The organism is Paenibacillus chitinolyticus NBRC 15660, from assembly GCF_000739915.1.
In the GTDB taxonomy this organism is placed as follows: Bacteria; Bacillota; Bacilli; order Paenibacillales; family NBRC-103111; genus Paenibacillus_F; species Paenibacillus_F chitinolyticus.
Map to the genome: position 1 here is coordinate 1 of NZ_BBJT01000013.1, position 19981 is coordinate 19981.

General features: G+C 39.7%; 17 protein-coding genes. 1 reads left to right on the top strand and 16 read right to left on the bottom strand.

Going from position 1 to position 19981, the window contains the following annotated elements; all coding sequences use genetic code 11:
- The 16 genes from PCH01S_RS24240 to PCH01S_RS24310 form a co-directional block, all read right to left on the bottom strand.
- Positions 1–879: LolA family protein (locus PCH01S_RS24240; protein WP_042234010.1), on the bottom strand; the 879-nt coding region annotated here is incomplete at its 3' end.
- A 379-nt stretch (positions 880–1258) separates the two neighbouring features.
- Entirely contained in the window at positions 1259–1387 is a 129-nt protein-coding gene (locus tag PCH01S_RS31510; protein WP_255246865.1) for a hypothetical protein, read from the bottom strand.
- Between the two features lie 62 nt (positions 1388–1449).
- Positions 1450–2865: an undecaprenyl-phosphate glucose phosphotransferase gene (locus PCH01S_RS24245; RefSeq protein ID WP_042234011.1), complete on the bottom strand. Its 1416-nt coding sequence runs from the start codon at positions 2863–2865 to the stop codon at positions 1450–1452.
- A gap of 73 nt (positions 2866–2938) precedes the next feature.
- A complete protein-coding gene (locus PCH01S_RS24250; protein ID WP_042234013.1) occupies positions 2939–3838 on the bottom strand; it encodes a glycosyltransferase family 2 protein in 900 nt (299 codons plus the stop codon).
- An 18-nt stretch (positions 3839–3856) separates the two neighbouring features.
- A complete protein-coding gene (locus tag PCH01S_RS24255; protein WP_042234015.1) occupies positions 3857–4258 on the bottom strand; it encodes a GtrA family protein in 402 nt (133 codons plus the stop codon).
- Positions 4242–5198 (bottom strand): glycosyltransferase family 2 protein, encoded by a 957-nt coding sequence (locus tag PCH01S_RS24260; protein WP_042234017.1) that lies wholly within the window; start codon positions 5196–5198, stop codon positions 4242–4244. Before PCH01S_RS24260 ends, PCH01S_RS24255 begins: the two co-directional genes overlap by 17 nt.
- 19 nt (positions 5199–5217) lie before the next feature.
- A complete protein-coding gene (locus PCH01S_RS24265) occupies positions 5218–6960 on the bottom strand; it encodes a DUF3329 domain-containing protein (protein WP_042234018.1) in 1743 nt (580 codons plus the stop codon).
- Positions 6961–6971: 11 nt separating this feature from the next.
- Positions 6972–7907: a glycosyltransferase family 2 protein gene (locus tag PCH01S_RS24270; RefSeq protein WP_042234021.1), complete on the bottom strand. Its 936-nt coding sequence runs from the start codon at positions 7905–7907 to the stop codon at positions 6972–6974.
- Complete coding sequence (rfbD, locus tag PCH01S_RS24275; protein ID WP_042234023.1) at positions 7897–8751, bottom strand: dTDP-4-dehydrorhamnose reductase; 855 nt, start codon at positions 8749–8751, stop codon at positions 7897–7899. The genes PCH01S_RS24270 and rfbD overlap by 11 nt, the downstream gene beginning before the upstream one ends.
- 19 nt (positions 8752–8770) lie before the next feature.
- Positions 8771–9775, bottom strand: coding sequence for a dTDP-glucose 4,6-dehydratase (gene rfbB, locus PCH01S_RS24280; RefSeq protein WP_042234025.1), 1005 nt, complete (start codon positions 9773–9775; stop codon positions 8771–8773).
- Entirely contained in the window at positions 9772–10341 is a 570-nt protein-coding gene (gene rfbC, locus PCH01S_RS24285) for a dTDP-4-dehydrorhamnose 3,5-epimerase (RefSeq protein WP_042234028.1), read from the bottom strand. The genes rfbB and rfbC overlap by 4 nt, the downstream gene beginning before the upstream one ends.
- A 17-nt stretch (positions 10342–10358) precedes the next feature.
- Entirely contained in the window at positions 10359–11102 is a 744-nt protein-coding gene (locus PCH01S_RS24290) for a sugar phosphate nucleotidyltransferase (RefSeq protein ID WP_042234029.1), read from the bottom strand.
- A gap of 97 nt (positions 11103–11199) precedes the next feature.
- On the bottom strand, positions 11200–12273 hold the full coding sequence (locus tag PCH01S_RS24295; protein WP_042234031.1) for a glycosyltransferase: 1074 nt from the start codon (positions 12271–12273) through the stop codon (positions 11200–11202).
- 15 nt (positions 12274–12288) lie between these two features.
- Positions 12289–15060, bottom strand: coding sequence for a methyltransferase domain-containing protein (locus PCH01S_RS24300; RefSeq protein ID WP_042234033.1), 2772 nt, complete (start codon positions 15058–15060; stop codon positions 12289–12291).
- A 1-nt stretch (position 15061) separates the two neighbouring features.
- The gene (locus PCH01S_RS24305; protein ID WP_042234035.1) at positions 15062–16270 is read right to left on the bottom strand and encodes an ABC transporter ATP-binding protein; all 1209 of its coding nucleotides are present in this window, start codon (positions 16268–16270) and stop codon (positions 15062–15064) included.
- The gene (locus PCH01S_RS24310; protein ID WP_241688794.1) at positions 16260–17114 is read right to left on the bottom strand and encodes an ABC transporter permease; all 855 of its coding nucleotides are present in this window, start codon (positions 17112–17114) and stop codon (positions 16260–16262) included. The genes PCH01S_RS24305 and PCH01S_RS24310 overlap by 11 nt, the downstream gene beginning before the upstream one ends.
- Positions 17115–17242: 128 nt before the next feature.
- Between PCH01S_RS24310 and PCH01S_RS24315 the strand changes: the two genes are divergently transcribed.
- Positions 17243–19696, top strand: a complete 2454-nt coding sequence (locus PCH01S_RS24315; RefSeq protein WP_042234037.1) for an O-antigen ligase family protein — start codon at positions 17243–17245, stop codon at positions 19694–19696.
- Positions 19697–19981: the final 285 nt, after the last annotated feature.

A 19981-nucleotide genomic window follows, 5' to 3' on the forward strand; every position in this document is an offset into this window, starting at 1 on the left:
GTCTGCGGCTGCGGCTTTGCCCGGCGAAGCGGCCGGGGCTTTGCCGCCGTCGGCGGCCGCTCCGGCGCTTGCGCCGCTCGCGGGAGTGCCCGCAGCCGCGTCCTTGCCGGCGGCGCCTGCCTGCGCGGATGCCGGGGTATCCTTGCCGGCGGCTGGGGCTTTGCCGTCCGGAGACGCCGCGCCCGCGGACGGTTCTGTTGCCGCGCCGGAGACAGGCGCGTCCTTATCCAGCGATTTAAGATCCCAGCTGGTCATGTTGCGCTGCATGTCGAAGCTATCTTTTTCCAATTTTTTACCAAATTCAAACTGAGTGAAATCCAGCTTAACGAGTACGTTCGAGCTGCTGTCGGAAACTTCGACCTTCTGCGGCGCGAGGCTTTTTTGATCCAGCCATATCTTCTGTCTCGCCATCTGCCCGCTGTTGGCATAATTCGCCGCCACGTCGAAGACGAACGAATTGCCCTCTTTCGTAAACTGGCGTTCCGTATCCAGCAGAATGCTTTGAGCCAAGGACTGGAACAGGTACACCTGACCCTGATTCTCCGGCCAGTCGCTCTGGAACCGGAAGCTTTTATGCAGATGAGGCGTCAAAACAAAAACCCCGTCATCGTTTCGCAGCACGACCTGCGTGATGTCTTTTTTCTCATTGGTCAAGGAAATGCGGTAATAATGCGGCTGCTGGTACCACACCTCCACCTGGTATTCCTGCGGTTCCTGCCCGGTTTGAAGAACCATGCGTCCCGTGCCCTGATAACTTTCGAGCTTGCCGATCACATGATCCAAATCTTTTACTACCGATCCTGCATCCTTTTTTCCACAACCGGCCAGAAGCAATGCTGCACTCATCACGATGGCGAGTATCCATGTGACCCGACGCATGTCATCATCCCCTCATCCTTAAGTAAAATGTACTGATACATGTCTATGAGAGGACTTGGCCGATTATGCGGACTAGTTTGACAAGCCGTGATCCTGTCCTCGGCCGGTTTGTTCTGCCGGGGTAACCGGATCGTGTTCGTGCCGCACGGCCAAAAGCTGCATGCGAAAAGGAGGCCTTCTTAATAGAAGACCTCCTTTTGCTACCCGGCCGCGACCGCTATTTGTGTGAGGCGGAACCTATTCTAACCCAATCAAAAGAAAGCTTTGGCCCGGACGACATGCTTATGAAGCAGGAGTCATAGAAGCAGCGGTAAACCGCCCAAATTGAAAGCCGCCGAAACCGGGAAGACCGGTTCGGCGGCTTTTATTTTTCCCCTCATTAGTTCATCAAGTAAAGAAACCCGCCGATAATGACCGCCCACATGACGGCTCCCATCAGCACTCCGATGATCAGGCCGCGCCCCATTGGCATTTGATCGTCCCGGTAAGCGTCTTCATGATCGATCATAAAAAAACCTCCCCGTTACCAAGATATGATCCTAGTATCGGGAAGATTCGGGCGGAATATACTTAATAAGCATTTTTGTTCGTAAAGCCGTTTACGATCGTTTTCCAGATAATCTTGATGTCGAAGAGAAACGACCAATTCTCGATATAGAAAATATCGTGCTGGATCCGGTCCGAGATCGAAGTGTCCCCGCGCAGTCCGTTACTCTGCGCCCAGCCTGTAATACCTGGGCGAATATGATGCTTCACCATATATTTCGGAATTTCTTCTTTAAACTGCTCCACGAAAAACGGCCGTTCCGGACGCGGTCCGACTACACTCATATGCCCGAAAAGCACATTGAAAAACTGAGGCAGCTCATCAAGGCTCGTTTTGCGGAGAAAGGCGCCCAGCTTCGTTTTGCGCGGATCGTCGGCCGTCGTCCAGCCGGTGTCGGACGTGTTTGCCGTCTCCTGGCGCATCGAGCGAAATTTGTACATATAAAATTTCCGCCGGTTTAACCCTACCCGCTCCTGCTTGAAAATCACCGGTCCGGGCGACGTTAGTTTGATTGCTACGGCAATCACAATCATCACCGGAAGGGTGATCAGGATGGCCGTGAGCGAAAACGCGAGGTCGAAAGCCCGTTTGATCACGCGGTTGCTGATCATATCGAGCGGAATATCGCGCACATTGATCAGCGGCATCCCCGCAAAGTTATCGAAAAACGGCCGCGCCGGCAAATAATCGAAGAAGTCGGGAATGATCAGCGTCCGCACGCCCGCCTTCTCGCAAGCCGCGATGATCCGCGGGAATTTGTGATGAACGTCCAGCGGCAGCGCGATAATGACTTCATCGATCAATTTGTCCTGCAGGATTTCGTCCAGATCGTCCAGACTGCCGATAACCGGTTTATAAGGAGCCGCCGGAAGCTCCTTGTGATCCGAATGCCCGCCGTGATCATCGAGAAACCCGATAATTTCGTAGCCGAGCTCCGGGTGCTGCAGCAGATTATCGTGAAAGCGCCGTCCCAGCGTACCCGCACCTAGAATGAGTACAAACTGTTTGTTGTACCCTTTCTCGCGAAGACGCTTGAGGCTTTCCTTCAAAACGTAGCGGTAAACGGTGATGAGCACAATATCCAGCACGATATACATCGCGAGAAATTCACGCGAAATATGAACTTCTTTGAAGAAGAAGAGCAAGCTGAGCTGGATGAACAAGCTGATCAAATGCGTCTGCACGATTTTGATCAGTGCATCGGCAAACCGTTTCTTGCGGTTCGGTCCGTAAAGCCCCACGAAAAAACCGACCGCTACGGCCACCGCCCCGTAGACCGCGCTCCACGCGGCATAAACGGAGATGGGGATCGGCTGATTGGCGTCCAGCCACCCGCTCTCGAATTTAACCCACCAGGCGATCAGGAAAGCGGTCTGAATCACGGCGAAATCAAAAATCGCATAGACCTGGGTTAGAAATTGTTGATTTCTGCGAAGCATGGAAGATTCACCTCAAAAAACTTTCATTCCTAGTAAATTTGTGCTCATCTTGCTCCCTCGTTTTTCCCAATCTTCATGACCCTGTATCCTGCTTCTTCTCAGGAGCTGCTAATGCTGGCAGTGCCTTGTTCTTCAAAAAAGCTAGCGTAAATTTCAAACCGATTCCGATATAGACCGCAACATTTGTCAGGAACGAGTATTTTCTCTTGTAATGCTTACGATGAAAAAGGAACATCGCACGATGAAATTCATAGATGATCTTGAAGGGTTTGCGACGGCTGCTAGCCCCTTTGTAATGCGTAATCTCCGTCCTTGGATAATAGTAAATCTGCCACCCCGCCTGCTTGATCCGGTAGCACCAGTCTACATCTTCACCGTACATGAAAAATTCTTCATCAAGCAGTCCTACTTCGTCGATCGTTTCCCTCCGAACCAGCATAAAAGCGCCAACCAGACAATCGACCGGGTACTCTTCGTCCGGATTCAGATGAGATAACTGATAACCGTTGAAGCGGGGAATGTCCGGAAAAAGTCTGGCGATTCCGAACGCATAATAGAAGGATGCTGAAGGTGTAGGAAAACCACGTTTGCATGCTTTATCGAGCGTGCCGTTCGGAAGGACGACTTTGCAGCCGGAGGCCCCGACTTCGGGACTAGCTTGCATGAAGTCAAGCATAATTTGCAGTGTGTCTCGCTTTAGGATTGTATCTGAATTAAGCAATAAAATATACCGACCGTCCGCCTCTTTTATCCCCTGATTATTGGCCCTGGAGAAGCCGACATTTGTCTTATTTTTAATTATTCGTACTTTTGGGAAAGTATTCATTACAGCTGTTGTCGTGCCATCTGTAGAACTGTTGTCAACCAAAAAAACTTCAAACGTATAACCTACAATGGAAGAATAGATAGATTGGAGACAATTTAGTGTAATTTGTCTAGTATTGAAGCTAACAATAATAATACTCAAATCCATGGGATTTACTCCAATAAACTATAATTTCATAATCTTCTTTTCTTCTTTTTTTAGAATATAACGGCTCAAAAGAAAAACAACTGGAATAGAAAAAGAAGTAAGCAAGGGTACAAAAATTTCTTTCACATTAAATATTTCAACACCAATTTTCGGTATTAAATAAGCCATTATGATTTGCACCAGATATACAAGCGGAAACTTAATAAACTTTTTAAAAGTGGGTCTGACTTTATAAGTGAAATAACAGTTCAAATAAAATGACCCTATCATGCTTATTATAAACGCAAATACATTGGCAAAATCATAATTCAAAAAAACACCGAAAACAAAAAACCATAAGTAGTGATGAAGCGTATTGAATACTCCGACGATTCCAAAACGTATAAACTCAGCACTAAAGAATCTATTTTTTAAATTCAAACGTTCTCACTCTACTCTCAATGTGCTCTCTAATAAAATAATGGGGCCTATGCTTAACCTCGTTAAATATTCGGCCTAAGTATTCACCGATTATCCCTAAGAAAATACAATGCATCCCGCCAAAAAAAAGTATTAATGAAATCGTTGAAGTATAGCCGCTGACCGAATTTCCAAAGAGCAGGGTCTGAATGATCGTTATGCCCATATAAATAAATGCAGCAAGAGCCGTTAAAATTCCTACAAAAGTAGCGATTCTAAGAGGGACTATTGTAAAAGATACAATTCCTTCGATAGCATAATGGAATAATTTGTTGAAACTCCAACTTGAATTACCCGCGGCTCTTTCTACATTTTTATATTCAATACATTTTGAATGAAATCCTGCCCACTCAAACAAACCTTTTGAGAACCTATGTCGTTCTCTTAAACCCAGTATACTATCAACTACCTTTCTATCCATTATACGGTAATCTACTACACCATCAACTAATTTAACATCACTTATTTTATTTATGATGCTATAAAATTTTTTTGAAAACCAACTTCTTAAAATAGGTTCTCCCTCTCTATTAATTCTTCTTGCATAAACAACATCATATTTTTCATTCTGCCATCCATCAACCAATTGCGGAATTAATGCGGGGGGATGTTGCAAATCAGCGTCTATAATAATTACAGCATCCCCTTTAGCATGTTCTAAGCCGGCAAACATCGCTGATTCTTTTCCGAAATTTCTGCTTAAACTTATAAAAGAAATACTGGGGTCCTCTTTGCAAAGTCTCCTAATTATTTCTGCTGTAGAATCTTTGCTCCCGTCATTGATAAATACGATTTCATATAACACATCTATCCGCTGCATTACTTCTAGAATTTGTTTGTAAAAAATATTAATTGTTTGCTCTTCATTATAGCAAGGAACAATAAATGAAATAAATTTCATGCTCTCACTTCCATCTTGTTCATTTCGTGGTCTCAACTAATTCATTAAAGTTCCTAATAATTAAATGTGGATTTTCGCCTTCAATCGATATCTTTAACACACTTTTATCTACAGAATAATTAAGTATACCTGAGACAGGTTGGATATTTTTTCCTAATTTATCCATATCAATTTCTTTGGCAACACCATTCTGATTTATTACTATTTTTTCAATAGTAACATTTGCAGTAGCTGAGGCTGGGAAGTCAAGTCGCAATTGTTTTATTTCAGTTTCCGGGTAATTAAAATACAATTGATTTTTGTCTAATGCTGTTGCATGGATCACATAAGTGGATTCCTTTTCTCTGAAAGATTGGCCACTGTCGTAATATATTTTATACCACCCAGCGAGAGAATCATCCGTTGTATATACTTTTAGATAATCACCTTCAAGAACAACAGAATCAAGATCGTAATACTGTGCATAAACACCATTCGCGATGTAATCAGGACTCTTATTAATTTCATACACAAAAATGTATTTATCGGTTGCTAACGGCATTTTAGGGAGTGACACAGAATATATTCCCTTTTGTTTACTTTCCGTTATTAAAGCTTCTCTAGCAGTATGGGTCTCATGAATCTTATTGTAGTCAAGATATACACGGGACATCGACATCACTAACAAAATTCCTAGTATAAATAGAGAAATTACTTTTAGACTACTATTAATTTCAGTGGAGATTACCCGATAAAGCATTACAATTGAAATCACAACAAAGGTCGCTGAAGCAAAAAAAGATCTTGGCGGAAATTCTGGGGATACAAGCATAGGAATTATAGATACACATGCAGCTGAAAAATATATTAACACTTGAATTATTGCTTTATTGTTTTTTACGCGGCTCCTTTTACTTGTCCATATGTATATTAAAATTAAGAAGAAAAACAACACAAAAATAAATTGCGAACTTTTCAAGATGTATTTGATACTTTCAAAGCCTATCTTGACTTGACGCCACAGATCATAATTGTCTGTATATCCCATGCTTTTAACTCTATTAAAATTTGCAGGCGCAAGGAATAAGAACAAGGCACCAATAACAAAGGATAATGCTCCCGTATATAAATATCTTGCTATCTTTATTTTTCCAAACCAGAAATATAAAAAGATAAAAAATAGAAAGCATCCAGTAAGCATTGCTGTGTTTTCGTGTGACCATCCTGCCAATAAACCTAAAACTAGCATTAAAATATGTGCTTTTTTGTTGCTGTTCAACAACTCTTTGCCCTCTATTGCAAAACGAAACGGAAGTAAGAAGGAAAGAGAGAAAACAGCAGTCCAAAGATAATTCACGGAACCAGAAAGCCAAAAAATAGTATCACCAATACTTGGGAGTCCGAACCAAAGAAGTATTACAACCAAAATAAAATGAAAACCTACGAATTTGTTTATTTCTTTAATTCCGCTGTGAATCAAAATCAATACACATAAAGATATGAAGACAAGAGAATTTATGATGTTAAACAAATCCTTGCCCAACATCATAAATAATTCTACAAATGCATGAACGATCGCTCTTCCATTTACTACTTGATAAAAATAATACTGTGAGTAAACTATATCCCATATATTTGTTATCTTTTTTCCGGTATGTGACACAGTTGCTCTAGAAAAATCGTCAGGAGTTAAAGGCATTAAGATATTTATAATCAAAAAATAAAAGAAAAATAAAAGAAGTATGGAATAAAGAATATATTTTGTAATGTTTTTATACGTCAAAAACTACACCCCTAGTTTTTTAATCTTAATAGCAACCCAACATTTCTAAGAATACCATGTTTAAGAAACTTATTTTTTATAAGTTTGAATCTTATTATTAAAAAAGTACTATCTTTAAGACTTAAAAATTGTTCAAGTATATACCTTTTACTTTCATCCATATAGTCTGCATAATTATTATGGAATGATCGAGCCTGGTATATATTTTTTATTAAGGTTACTTTATGGGTTAACCTCTCAAAAAGGTACCTTATATCGTATTTCTTAGCGCCTATACTATTTCCACTATGCTGTCTATAAAGAATAGTTGTACGGTTTAAGTAAACAACTTTTCCAAAAACTGAAGCCGTTAAGCCTATCCACCAGTCGTGCATAATTGCAGAAGAGCTTATTGGAAAACAAACTTTAGCTAACTCTCTATTGATGATAACCGTACAACCTGTGATAACATTCTGCATTAGCAAATGATTAAACATTATTCTTTTCGGATTTAATTTTTGGTATTCAAAAAATGATAGTCCGATCACCTCCAACTTCTGATCTACGACTGTCAAGTCAGTATGCACTAGCAGCGGCAGTTGCCCTGAATTCTCTTCCTCTTTTTTAATAGTGCTCAGAGATGTTTCAATTTTATCAATTAACCAAATATCATCTTGGTCCGCAAACATAAAATACTTGATATTCTTATTCTCTAAGGCAACCTCCAACAAACTGTTAAAACTCAGAACCGGCCCTAAGTTATTATTATCCTCTAGAAAAATTATATTTTTTTTGTCTTTTTTAAACTCATCTATAATTTTTCTAGTGTCATCTTTCGAACCATCATCCCTAATATATAACATAAAGTCATCAACCGTTTGATTATAAAGAGAATTCAAAAATTCTTTTATGTAATCCTGACCGTTGTATGTAGAGAGCAAAACAGCAATATAATCATTAGCTCTCATTTTTAAATTCCTTTAGAAATCTAGCTAAGGATTTCTCCCAGGGTCCGAGTTCCCCTAAATTGTTGATTCTAATAGCCATGGAATCTAATACTGAATATTGAGGTCTCTGGGCAGGTCTAAGAAATTCGTCAGTTTTACACGGTAGAACTTTAACATCAGTCATCCCAGTTTCTTTAAAAATGGCTTCGGCAAATTGATGCCACGTACAAATACCAGAATTAGAAGCATGGTATATACCATAGCACTCGGTTTCTATCAGTTCTTGCAGAAATCGTGCAAGATCCGAGGCAGAAGTCGGAGAACCAAACTGATCATCTACAACTTTTAAAACGGATTGTTCCCTGCCTAGGTTTAACATGGTTTTAACGAAATTTTTTCCGGTTCTCCCATAAACCCAAGAAGTACGCACAATAAAATACCGGCTGCATAAAGTTTGAGTCATTATTTCACCGGCTCTTTTCGATTTTCCGTACACGGTTTGAGGATTTGTATTGTCATACTCGGTATAAGGAACATCGCTTTTTCCGTCAAATACGTAATCTGTACTAATATAACAAAATTTAGCTTTAACTTTCTCAGCCTCAACTGCTAAATTTCTGGTACCCATAGCATTGATTTTAAAAGCAAGGTCTGCCTCACTTTCCGCCATGTCCACTGCTGTATACGCACCACAATGTATAATTGCATCCGGTACAATATCCTGAATAACACGCTGACACACTTTTTGATTAGTGAAGTCCAGCTGCTCACGTCCATATCCGTATATTTTTTTCGAGCCGGTTTCAAAAATTCTACATACTTCGCTCCCAACTTGCCCATTTGCTCCTGTAACTAAAACTTTCATAGCCCAATCCCCATCCCCTTTACTCCTTGTATTGACGGGTATAGTAATCTTGATAAGCGCCCGAACGGATATTTTCCCACCAACTTCTGTTTTGTAAGTACCAATTGATGGTTTCCTTAATACCCGATTCAAAATGATACTTCGGCTTCCAGCCCAATTCCAGCATAATTTTAGAAGGATCTATTCCATATCTGCGATCATGACCCGGACGATCCGGCACAAATGTAATCAAATTTTCCGGTTTTCCCAGTTCTTGCAGAATGGTTTTTATAATGGCGAGGTTAGTCCGTTCATTATTGCCGCCAATATTATACACTTCGCCATTACGCCCATGATGAATCACGAGATCAATCGCCGAACAATGATCTTCTACATATAGCCAATCCCGAATGTTCTGTCCGTCTCCATATACAGGGAGCGACTTATCATCCAATGCATTAGCTATGATCAAGGGAATTAATTTTTCCGGAAATTGGTAAGGCCCGTAGTTATTGGAGCAGCGGGTGATGTTAACCGGGAGACCGAACGTTTCATGATAGGCACGCACGAGCATATCTCCTCCAGCCTTACTGGCGGAGTATGGGCTGTTAGGTGAGAGAGGAGTTTCTTCAGTGAAAAGACCCGTTTCCTCTAAAGAACCATAAACTTCATCTGTAGAGACTTGAATGAACTTTTGGACCCCATACGCTTTAGCCGCATCTAGAAGCACCTGCGTACCCATTACATTTGTGCGCACGAAAATTTCGGGATCTAAGATGCTCCGGTCTACATGAGATTCGGCTGCGAAGTTAACTACAACATCGATCCCTTGCCGAAAAATATCTTGAATGGCTCTCTGATCTGTAATATTCGCTTTTACGAAGCGATAATTAGGATGGTTCTCAACCGATTTTAGATTCTCTAAATTACCGGCGTAGGTTAGAGCATCCAAATTAATGATTGTGTAGGAAGGATGCTGCCTTAGCATATATAGAACAAAATTACTGCCAATAAAACCAGCCCCACCTGTTACCAGAAGCTTCATGGATGCAGTTCCTCCTCGTATTCAAAGTTTAACTCCGCATCTTGCAAAAGTGGATGCCGCCTGTCTTTGTCCGATAAAACCGGTGTTGAAGTAGGCCAATCGATGCCAAGAGCCGGATCATTCCATAAAATTCCTCTGTCGTTCTCCGGCGAGTAATATTCATCCACTTTGTACAGAACTTCCGTGTTAGGAACTAGCGTACAAAATCCGTGAGCAAAACCTCTTGGGACAAGAAGCTGCCGCTTATTGTTCGCGCTAAGGATAAAACCTTGCCATTGGCCAAAAGTTGGAGATCCTTTACGTATATCCACAATCACATCGTAAATTCCACCGACCAGTACACGTACCAGCTTCGTCTGCGCTTTTGGATTAAGCTGATAATGAAGCCCGCGAAGAACGCCTGTTTCGGAAGATAATGAATGGTTGTCTTGGATAAAGTTGTAGGTTATTCCCAAATCCTCGAATCTTTTTTGGCTATAGCTTTCCATGAAAAAACCACGGTTGTCGCCATGCACCGTGGGCTCAAGTAGTAGAGCTTGAGAAAATTTTGTCGGAATGATGTTCATGATTTAGAACTCCCTTCTTACAATTTCAGTTTACCGAATTCCTCACCAAAGATAATGTCTTTTGCCAGCTCATTTGCTTTGGCCAACGATCCATGGGTCCCGGCATCCGTCCACCAGCCATTCAACACATCATAGGTAAGCTGGCCTCTCTCTATGTATGCATTATTTACATCCGTGATTTCTAACTCACCGCGTATGGACGGTTTCAATGTTTTGATAATGTCAAAAACCAGACTATCATACATATATATTCCCGTTACAGCGAAATTGCTTCTAGGGTTTAGCGGTTTTTCTTCAATCGAAACAATATGGTTGCCTCTTAATTCAGCCACACCATAACGCTGAGGATCATGAACCTCTTGAATCAAAATTTTAGCTCCGGCTCCCTGCTCTCTAAAATTCTGTACATAAGTGGAAATATTATCTTCAAAAACATTATCACCTAGTACCACAACGACCTGATCGCCAGATGCGAAGTGTTCTGCTAAACCTAGAGCTTGCGCTATACCGCCAGCTTCGTCCTGAACTTTATATGTAAATGTAACTCCCATCTCATGGCCGCTACCAAGCAGATTTACTACATCCCCCATATGATCTTTACCTGTTACCACAAGAATATCAGTTATATTAGCTTGTTTAAGCTTTCCTACAGAATAGAATATCATGGGGTATTTGCCCACAGGAAGTAAGTGTTTGTTTGTGACTTTGGTCAAGGGAAACAATCTGGATCCTGTACCGCCAGCTAGAATAATGCCTTTCATATGGAGCACCTCTTTATCCCAAAATACAAATGTTTTTACATTTATAGTCGAAAAAGATTTTAAGCATACGACTCTTGATTACCATCCGTTTGGTTATTTAATTAATAAATTTTTTTACAACCTTTTTTATTCCTTTTACAAAATTCTCCTTCTTCTCTATTTGTTCAGAAGTTGCATTTAACTCGGCATTACTATTGTTAAACGGGTCTTGAAACTTATACGGCATTTCCAAGTTGTCTCTATAGGCAATCCTTGTAGTTCTTTCGATCTTTTCGCCACTATTAAAATAATCATACGACCACGGAATCGCGCCCAATTCTTCTTGGCCCATGAGGTTCATCTCTTTGACATACTCATCTCTCAACTTATAGATAGCATTCTTTTTATCGGGTACGTATTTATTTATCATCCCCTCATTAGCTCCGGAATCAAAACCGGAGAAATGAAAAAATCTAAGAAACTTATCATTCACAATGTACTCATTATTAGAATTAATATGGATTTTTCTTTTGGATACATTCCATGGAGCCGCATTATAACCAGGATGTTTTAGTATATAGACATCAAAGAAGCACGGGGCTAAGTCCATCCATTTTTGATCTGTAAAAATTCCACGCGGAATGTCATCATAGCAGAACATATCCAGCCTCGAAGCCCACCATTCAATAAACCTTTTCGACTCTTCCGATCTGCTGACGGCTAAAAAGCCTAAATTGAACGCACCATGCTTTAATGCGCTAAGTTCGTTATCCATCACAGCATCCATTATATCCTCGGGAGTTGTTAAATGAGGAGTTAAAACAATCGGATTTGATTCCAGGGCTTCTTCAAGCTCAGTCAAAGAACTTAACACTTGAATATCCGGATCTAAATAAACAAATTTTGTTTCTTCCTGATAATTTTCCATAAGATACAAGAACAGTTGCCCTTTGACCGCTGTAGAAGCTTCAACTATAGAGTGTTTAAAAATAAATTTTTCGAAATTTTCAAAACCTAAATCTTTCCCCAAAACGATATCATCAAAATATTCAAATGCCTGTGCTTCAGGGGTTACTTCTCTTTCCAACAAACTAACAACCACTTTTATAGAAGGATCAGCTTCTTTTACAGACTTTGCCAACACCATAGCTTTGGGCAAGTAATTGGCACAAATAGAAGTGGTTACGATCATGGTAATCTTCTCCTTTTAATCCAGCTCATTATATTCTAATTCATATAAGTTCCTAGCTCTATTCACCAAATTTAACACACTATTATTATCTGATAGTAATGCCCATAGTTCTTTTTCGTTATTTAAAACAACCCCGATATCTTCAGAGCTATTCTGTACACTAAAAGCAATGTTGCCGCTATGTTTATTAGTGACAACCGGAACACCGGCTGCTATAGATTCATAAAGAGTATACGAGTAGCTTTCGGGCACAATGGACCATAAAAGCACGATATCTATATTCTCTTTTTTTAAAAGATTAGTGGCTGCCATGCGCCCGTCGTTTATAAAAGAGTATTCGTGTGAACGTACATTTGTACTATAGTGCTCAGACGATCCGATATGATGAAATTCGTACAAATCAGAGAATTGCTCGTTATTGATCATCTTTAGCCATGTAGACCACCCTTTGTTCTCCATCTTGTACCCAAGATAGGCGATTTTGATTTTCTCATTTACTTTTTCTTTTTCTGAAGTTCCATCTTTTACGAGACGCAGGTGGCCATGCACAAGAAATTTATCTTCCCACTTAGGATAGATTAACTTAAAAACTTCAAGCACATATTGAGATGGCAAGACTATTTTTTCACACACGTTAAAGATATCATTAAATATTTCTTTCCGTTTCTCCAAATCAGCATAATGATCACATTTGATGCAGACATTTTCAGTACCGTGTGTCATTAAATCAGGTATGCATCCTTTTTTGCCATTGGAATCAGAATACATCATATGATAACTAGAACAACAAGCGAAAAAATCATGAGCAACAAAAACTGAAGAAATCCCCAAATAGTTAACTGCCTCAAATATATTTTTGAAATCTGAATATATCCAAAATAGTAAATGATGTATATACGTTTTTTTGTATTTATGGGCGCTATCTTGAATAAATTCGACTATTTCTTGAGCTGTCAAATATCCTAAGAATGTATCTCCAACATTAATACCATAAAAACTCTCTTCTTCAGCATAAAAGTCATATCTATTAGAAGGAAAAATTTGAACAGTCCCTATACCACTTCTTGCGTTATAGCTGGCTTGCTCATAAATATATTTCTCGGTTCCGCCCATGGAATTTAAATAATTCGTATGAGAGAATACTAAAATATACCTTTCTTTATCCAATAAATTAATCATTTCTTTCTTATTGCTTTTTTTTTTATGCTTTACGATCATGTTCTTGACTCTATGCTTTGCACTGTTTTTTAATTCTCTTAAGGAGTTCATAGCTGCTCTAAAAAAACGGGTATATTTCCAGGAAGTAGAGTTCAGCAAAACTTGTAATTCATTTAATACTTTTTCTGTAGCTTCTTCTCTCTTTTGTATTTCGCTCTCATAATATACCTGTTGTGTTGATATGTTCTTTCTGTGCTCCTCTAAGGCCACGTTCTTTACTTCAAGTTGAGCTTCTAATTGGAGTATTTTGCTTTTAAATGTCTCTATATCTTTCGTATACTTTTCTTGTAGCAATTCTTTAATATGTTCTAACTCAAACAGTAATTTATTTTGCTTCCTTTGTTCTTCTTCCAGACTCATATTGAGCAGCCCTAGGCGCTCAGCTTCTCTCTTTATCTTAGAATATTGTCGGTTCAGTTCTTCGACAAGATCGCTATTTTTAACAGACACACTCATTTTAATTCTTAGAAAATAGGTTTTATCTTTTTTTATTTTGGTGGTAGGGTTTAGTATAATATAAGGATCTTTGTTTAAAGATATAAGAGGTTCCCTGCCTCCAAAATCTACAAGATTATAAAAGTGGCATCCTTCAAAGTTATTTTCATTTGACCATTTTTGTATGTACGAAGGAATACCATTTTCAGTATCACACACGGTTTCTAATAAATAAATTTCAGACAATTTTATTAAAGCTAGTTCTGAAATGGGATCAAATCTTAATTTGTTTATCTCTTTATTTGGAAGTGGTATGTCATATGTTATAGTGCTGCCGTCTATATGTAACGGTAAATGAACTGAATCATACTCTGTAAATTCTTCATTCTCGGACCAAAATAACTGAAGATAGTAACTAGATAACCTGTATCTTTGTTCTATCACTGCTTGATTAGGTTTTACTGCGTTCTCAGTTTTTTTACCGACCGTTATATATTGGTAAATTTCCCCATCCGTTCGTTGTTGTAAGAAATCCCTTACCAAAGGATAATTTTCATAACTTTGTTTGAACTCTGTCTGCTCCGGCACCATATACGTCGCATACCATCCAATCGGTTGCAAACCCGCTTGTTCGTATAACTCAAGAATACTTGACTTTGTAAAGAATCTTAAATGAGTATTATCCAGCAAACCTAAAGTCTTATATTCAAATCTTCCAGAAAGAAGTTCCATAATAACAGCGTTATTGGAGATATTGGGTATGGAGGTTATTAGAGTGCCTTCCTCTTTTAGAAACTCAACAGCAATTTTCAATACTCTCCAGGGGTCTTTTAAATGCTCCAAGACATCTACAAAAATGATATGATCAAATTTTATATTTTTAAATTTAGTTGTCCATGTTAAGCTTTCAACATCTCCTATTTCCATATCGACCGTAAATGCACTAGCCACTCTAGCCGCACTTTCTTCTATTTCTACTCCGTACACTTGGCAATTTAGTTCCTTGTACATATATTCTGTCATATATCCGGTAGCCGTTCCAAATTCGAGAACCGTAGTTTCAGGCCTGATATGCTGGAGAACTATGGTGTGTGCATTCTGAATAGATGTATTTATTTTAAAGTCATATTTCATCTTACGCTTCCTTTCTTGAATTCCAGTTATGGGGAATACAAGTTATTCCTTCGGCAAAATATTCAGAAGTACTGATAGTGAAAAAGTCCATTTTCTTTTTATAATCAAGTCTTACAATTCCCGAACTTTCAAAAAAACCGACATCAACAAAATAAGATCCTGGTAACAAATTCATTTGTTCATAATGGAGAGCCAACTGATAATCACCTGGTTCAGACGGTAAAGAAAATTTATCTAGTTTCGTATTTAATCCACAGATATAATTATCTTGGGAGTCATAGAGAGCGATTCCTCCTACTATCCCTTCAACTTTCTTCTTTAATGTGTAATTAACTACAATAGAAAGCTTTTCGCCATAATTAAATCTTTTCTTATCCGAAAATTGTGTATCATAAAATTCCATTCCATTAATTTTTAGCACATCATCTTGCTGATCCTCTTCAATTTCCTCTTCTTCTGTATGTTGGGATGGACTTGTTTTCATGAAATTTTCGTAGCTATTAGAAACTGAATGTACATCGCCGCGCATATGGATTTGCCCGTCCATCATCCAAATGGCTTGATCACAAAAATTTTTTATAGAATAAAGGTCATGGCTGACAAAGATAATAGTTTTTCCTTGTTTCTTAAACTCTTTCATTTTTTCAATACATTTTAGTTGAAATTGTATATCTCCAACAGCGAGCGCCTCATCGATAATTAAAATATCGGGATTCACATTTATAGCACACGCAAAGGCCAGACGTACAAACATACCGGATGAATAGGATTTAACCGGCTGATCAATGAACTTTTCAATTCCGGAAAAACTTATGATATCGGGTAATTTCTCTTTTATTTCCTCTGCATTCAATCCCAATATAGCTGAATTCATAATTATATTTTCTCTACCGGTAAAGTCAGGATTAAATCCGCTTCCAAGTTCCAGCAGGGCCGATACCCTTCCATTCACATCCACACTACCGCTGCTGGGTTGCAATGTACCGACAATAATTTGAAGCAAAGTACTTTTTCCCGACCCGTTCTTACCGATTAGCCCTATTGTTTCGCCTCTATTAACCGTTAAATCCACATTTTTCAGTGCCCAAAATTCCTTGTTAAACTTATTCTTGTTTGATGAAAAAAATTGTTTCAACCTGTCTTCAGGGCGATCGTATAGTTTATATAATTTACTGACATCAGTAATTTTAACTGCCAAATCATAAGACATCAGCGAATCCTCCTTTGGTCTTAACAAACCAGATATACCCCAAGACAACCGTTACTGTACTGAGGAGCAGACTGGTACCCATGAAGCCCCAATCGGGCATTTGTCCCCAAATCAAAATTTTTCGGATGTCTTCAACAACGTAGCTCATGGGGTTTAAAAATAGCAAAGCTCTAAACTTTTCGGGTACAGAAGAAACGGGATAAAAAATCGGACTTAAAAACATTAGACCCTGCATGAATAAAGTAATAATATGTCCTATGTCCCTAATAAACACCCCTAATGAAGCTAGGAACCAAGACAAACCGAGTGCAACCAATAATAAAGGCAATAAAACGAGTGGCAGAAAAATAATAGTCCAATGTATCGTTGAATATGTAAACAAAATACCTAACAAGAGGATTAACAACTGAATCACGTAATGAAACAATGCGCTTCCAATCAAGGTTAAAGGAAGAATTTCAAGTGGAAACAATACTTTTTTAACATAGTTTACGTTTCCTATAATTAAGCGTGGGGATTGAATTATAATCTCTGAAAACAAATTAAAAACACTAATGCCGGAAAATAAAATAAGTGCAAATTCAATGTTGTTGTCATTTGATGTTCCCCATCTTGCCTTAAAGACAATACTAAACACAAATGTATAGATGACTAGCATAAGTATCGGAGTTAAAAAAGACCAAAGCATTCCTAGTTTTGAGCCACGATATCGAACAGCTATTTCTCTTTTAATTAATTGATAAATTAATAACTTGTTTAATTTTAATAGCGAAGCTGGTTTTTTAATCTGTAATTTTAAGTTCCTCAATAAAGAACTCGATTTAAAAACACCTTGTTTGGACATAATATTTATTTCTTTCCTCTCGTTAATAAAAATCTCGTCCTCTAACTGTACCCCATCCAATCATAAATTGGAATATTTTCTCCGCTATGATAAAATGTTGTCGAGATTTATCGGAGAGGGAGACTGTGATGTACGCGTATAAAAAGCCAAAGCTAGACGAAAGAGAACAGGCTGAAAAGAGTTCTATCATTTTTTGGCTGTTAATCGGATTCGTAACCCTGTTTTTGTTTTGGGCCCCTTTTCAAAAGGCCTTGTTTAACGGAAATTCGCTGAACTTCGAAAGACCTATTTATTCCGCCGTGATATGGGCTTCCATTTTTCTGTTCCTGACGGGAATCTACTTCTTCTACTTCTGGAAGCTGCGGGAACGTAAAGATTTGTTGAGTTTGTTTATCTTTTTAATTCCGCTCAGTTATCTGATTTCCTTGCTGCCGGCCGCTTCCAAATATTCGGCGGTAAACCTCCTGCTTATTCAGATCGTGCTCGTAACGCTGTTCCTGATCGGAGCCTATCTGACCAAATCGGCATTAGGCAACAAAATTATTCATATCGGGCTCCTGACCAGCGGTTATGTCATTGTAATCTTCGGCCTCATGAACTGGCTTGGAAACGGCAAGCTGGCGGGCGTGATCGTGGGATGGTTCTCCACTATTGACGCTACTGGCATTTACAAAGACGCTGTCATGACGGATTCCAACGGGTTGCGTCTGACGTCCGTATTCCAGTACGCCAATACTTACGCGGGCTTCTTGATCGCTCTATGGGGGACAGGATTGTTCCTGGTATCGAAGAACCGCAGCTGGTCCAAGGTTCTGGTACACGCACTGTTCCTCGTACCGGTCCTGGTATCCTTTATGCTCACCCTGTCACGCGGCGCGATTATCTTTCTGCCTATTATTTTCTTTCTTATTCTAATCTTTCAGAAGCCAACTAGGCAAATCCTCCTGCTTGTTCATGCGATATTGTCAACTCTAGCCTCCTTCGCCGTTTTAAGCAAGATTACAGCGATCGGTATCGATGTGAACAAAGAGTTTTCGGCCTCTCTTTCAGGAAAAGGCTGGATGCTGCTTATCGGAGCTAGCGTGATTTACGGACTCCTTGCCTTACTGGTTCAGCGTTTTATTGCTCCGCCATTGGAAAGCAAGCTGGGGAACTTCTCCGCCAAGAAGTGGGCTCTCTTTGCTATTCCGGCTGGTTCCATTGTACTGGGGATTCTGGGTGTCCTGGTTGTTATGGCCACTCCGCTCAAAAACCTGCTTCCCGAAAATGTGCGGATCCGCCTAGAGACGATCAACTTCACCCAGCACAGCGTACTTGAGAGGATCACTTTTTACAAAGACGCCTCCAAGCTTTTTGCGGATTACCCGCTATTCGGCGCAGGCGGCGGCGCTTGGTCGAGCTTGTACGAGCAATACCAGAACAACCCATATACAGTCCGTCAAGCTCATAACTTTTTCATGCAGTATCTGGTCGAAGTCGGTGCTTTCGGCATCCTGATTCTGGCTGTACTGCTGGTTGCGATCTTTGCGATCTACATTCGTAACTATATCCGCAGCACAGAACAGGAACGCGACAAACATTTTGTTTATTTCATCTTTGTCATTGCTATCCTGGGGCATAGCGTGCTCGACTTTGATATGAGCTATGTGTACATTGGAGCGCTTGTGTTCCTTTGCCTGGGTGCCATGATTGCAGACGTCAAAACAAAAGAATTTACCAAACAAGTTGTATCGATAAGATACGTATATCCATCGGTTATCCTTGTTCTTTCAATTATTACTCTCTTTGTTTCCGCCCGCTATCTGAGCGCAAACAGTTCTTATAATAAAGCGCTGGAAGTGGCGAAAACTTCGCAAAACTATACGGAAATTGTAACACCTTTGAATAATGCGCTGAGTTTACGTGCCAATCATCCTGAGTATGTCTTATTAAAAGTGGATCTTTTGGCGCAACTTTATAAACAGACTCAAGATGAGAAATATTTAAACGAAGAGATAGCATTAATCAATACCGCACGAGTTAGAGAGCCCTACAATAAGTCCCTTTTAGATCGTGAACTAAACACCCTTCAAATAAAGGGACAACAAGACCAAGTTGAGAAACTTATTCAAAACGGCCTTAACTATTATCCATGGGACATCAGCTTCTATGAAAGAAGTATTCAAACGCATGTTACCGCCGGTTTTGAAGGGTATGCAGCCAAAGATAAGACAACGGCAGATAAGGAATGGAATCAGGCAATTCTGGTTTACCAGCAAGTTCTTGATCGTATGAAGGAGCTTGCCAAACTTCCTGAAGGACAACTGCAGGGCCGTGAATTTGATGTAACGGAACCTATGAGACTGTATCTCGGTCAAATGTACTTTGCTCAAGGCAAGTACGCCGATACGGAAGCCCTATTGAAACCTTTCTCCGCTGGCGAACTTAAAGACGAAAACGGACAGACGGGCATTCGCTATTATCTGGCCGCTCTGAAGAAACAGAATAAAACCGATCAACCGGCTCTGGACAAAGTAAAAGCGTTAACTCCGACTGTCGAGCAAGAAGTTGATCAAATTATCGCAAGTACACCGCCGCTATAAGATATAAGAAAAAAAGCCTGCTCTCCCGTTAACGTGGGGAACAGGCTTTTTATTTTTAAAACCAATTAGGTCGTATGGGTAGTTTTAGAATCAAATTGTCCTTATTTTCCGTCCCACGTTACGAAGAGTCCCAGCTTCTGAATAGGATTCTGGTTCTTTTAGCACAATTTTTTGTTTCATATTTCCAATAACCGGATAATTATTCTTGTTAAACACTTACATGTATGAACTATCATCGCGAAGGAGGTGAATCGACAAAAGATGAAACTTAAGATCAAGATTACA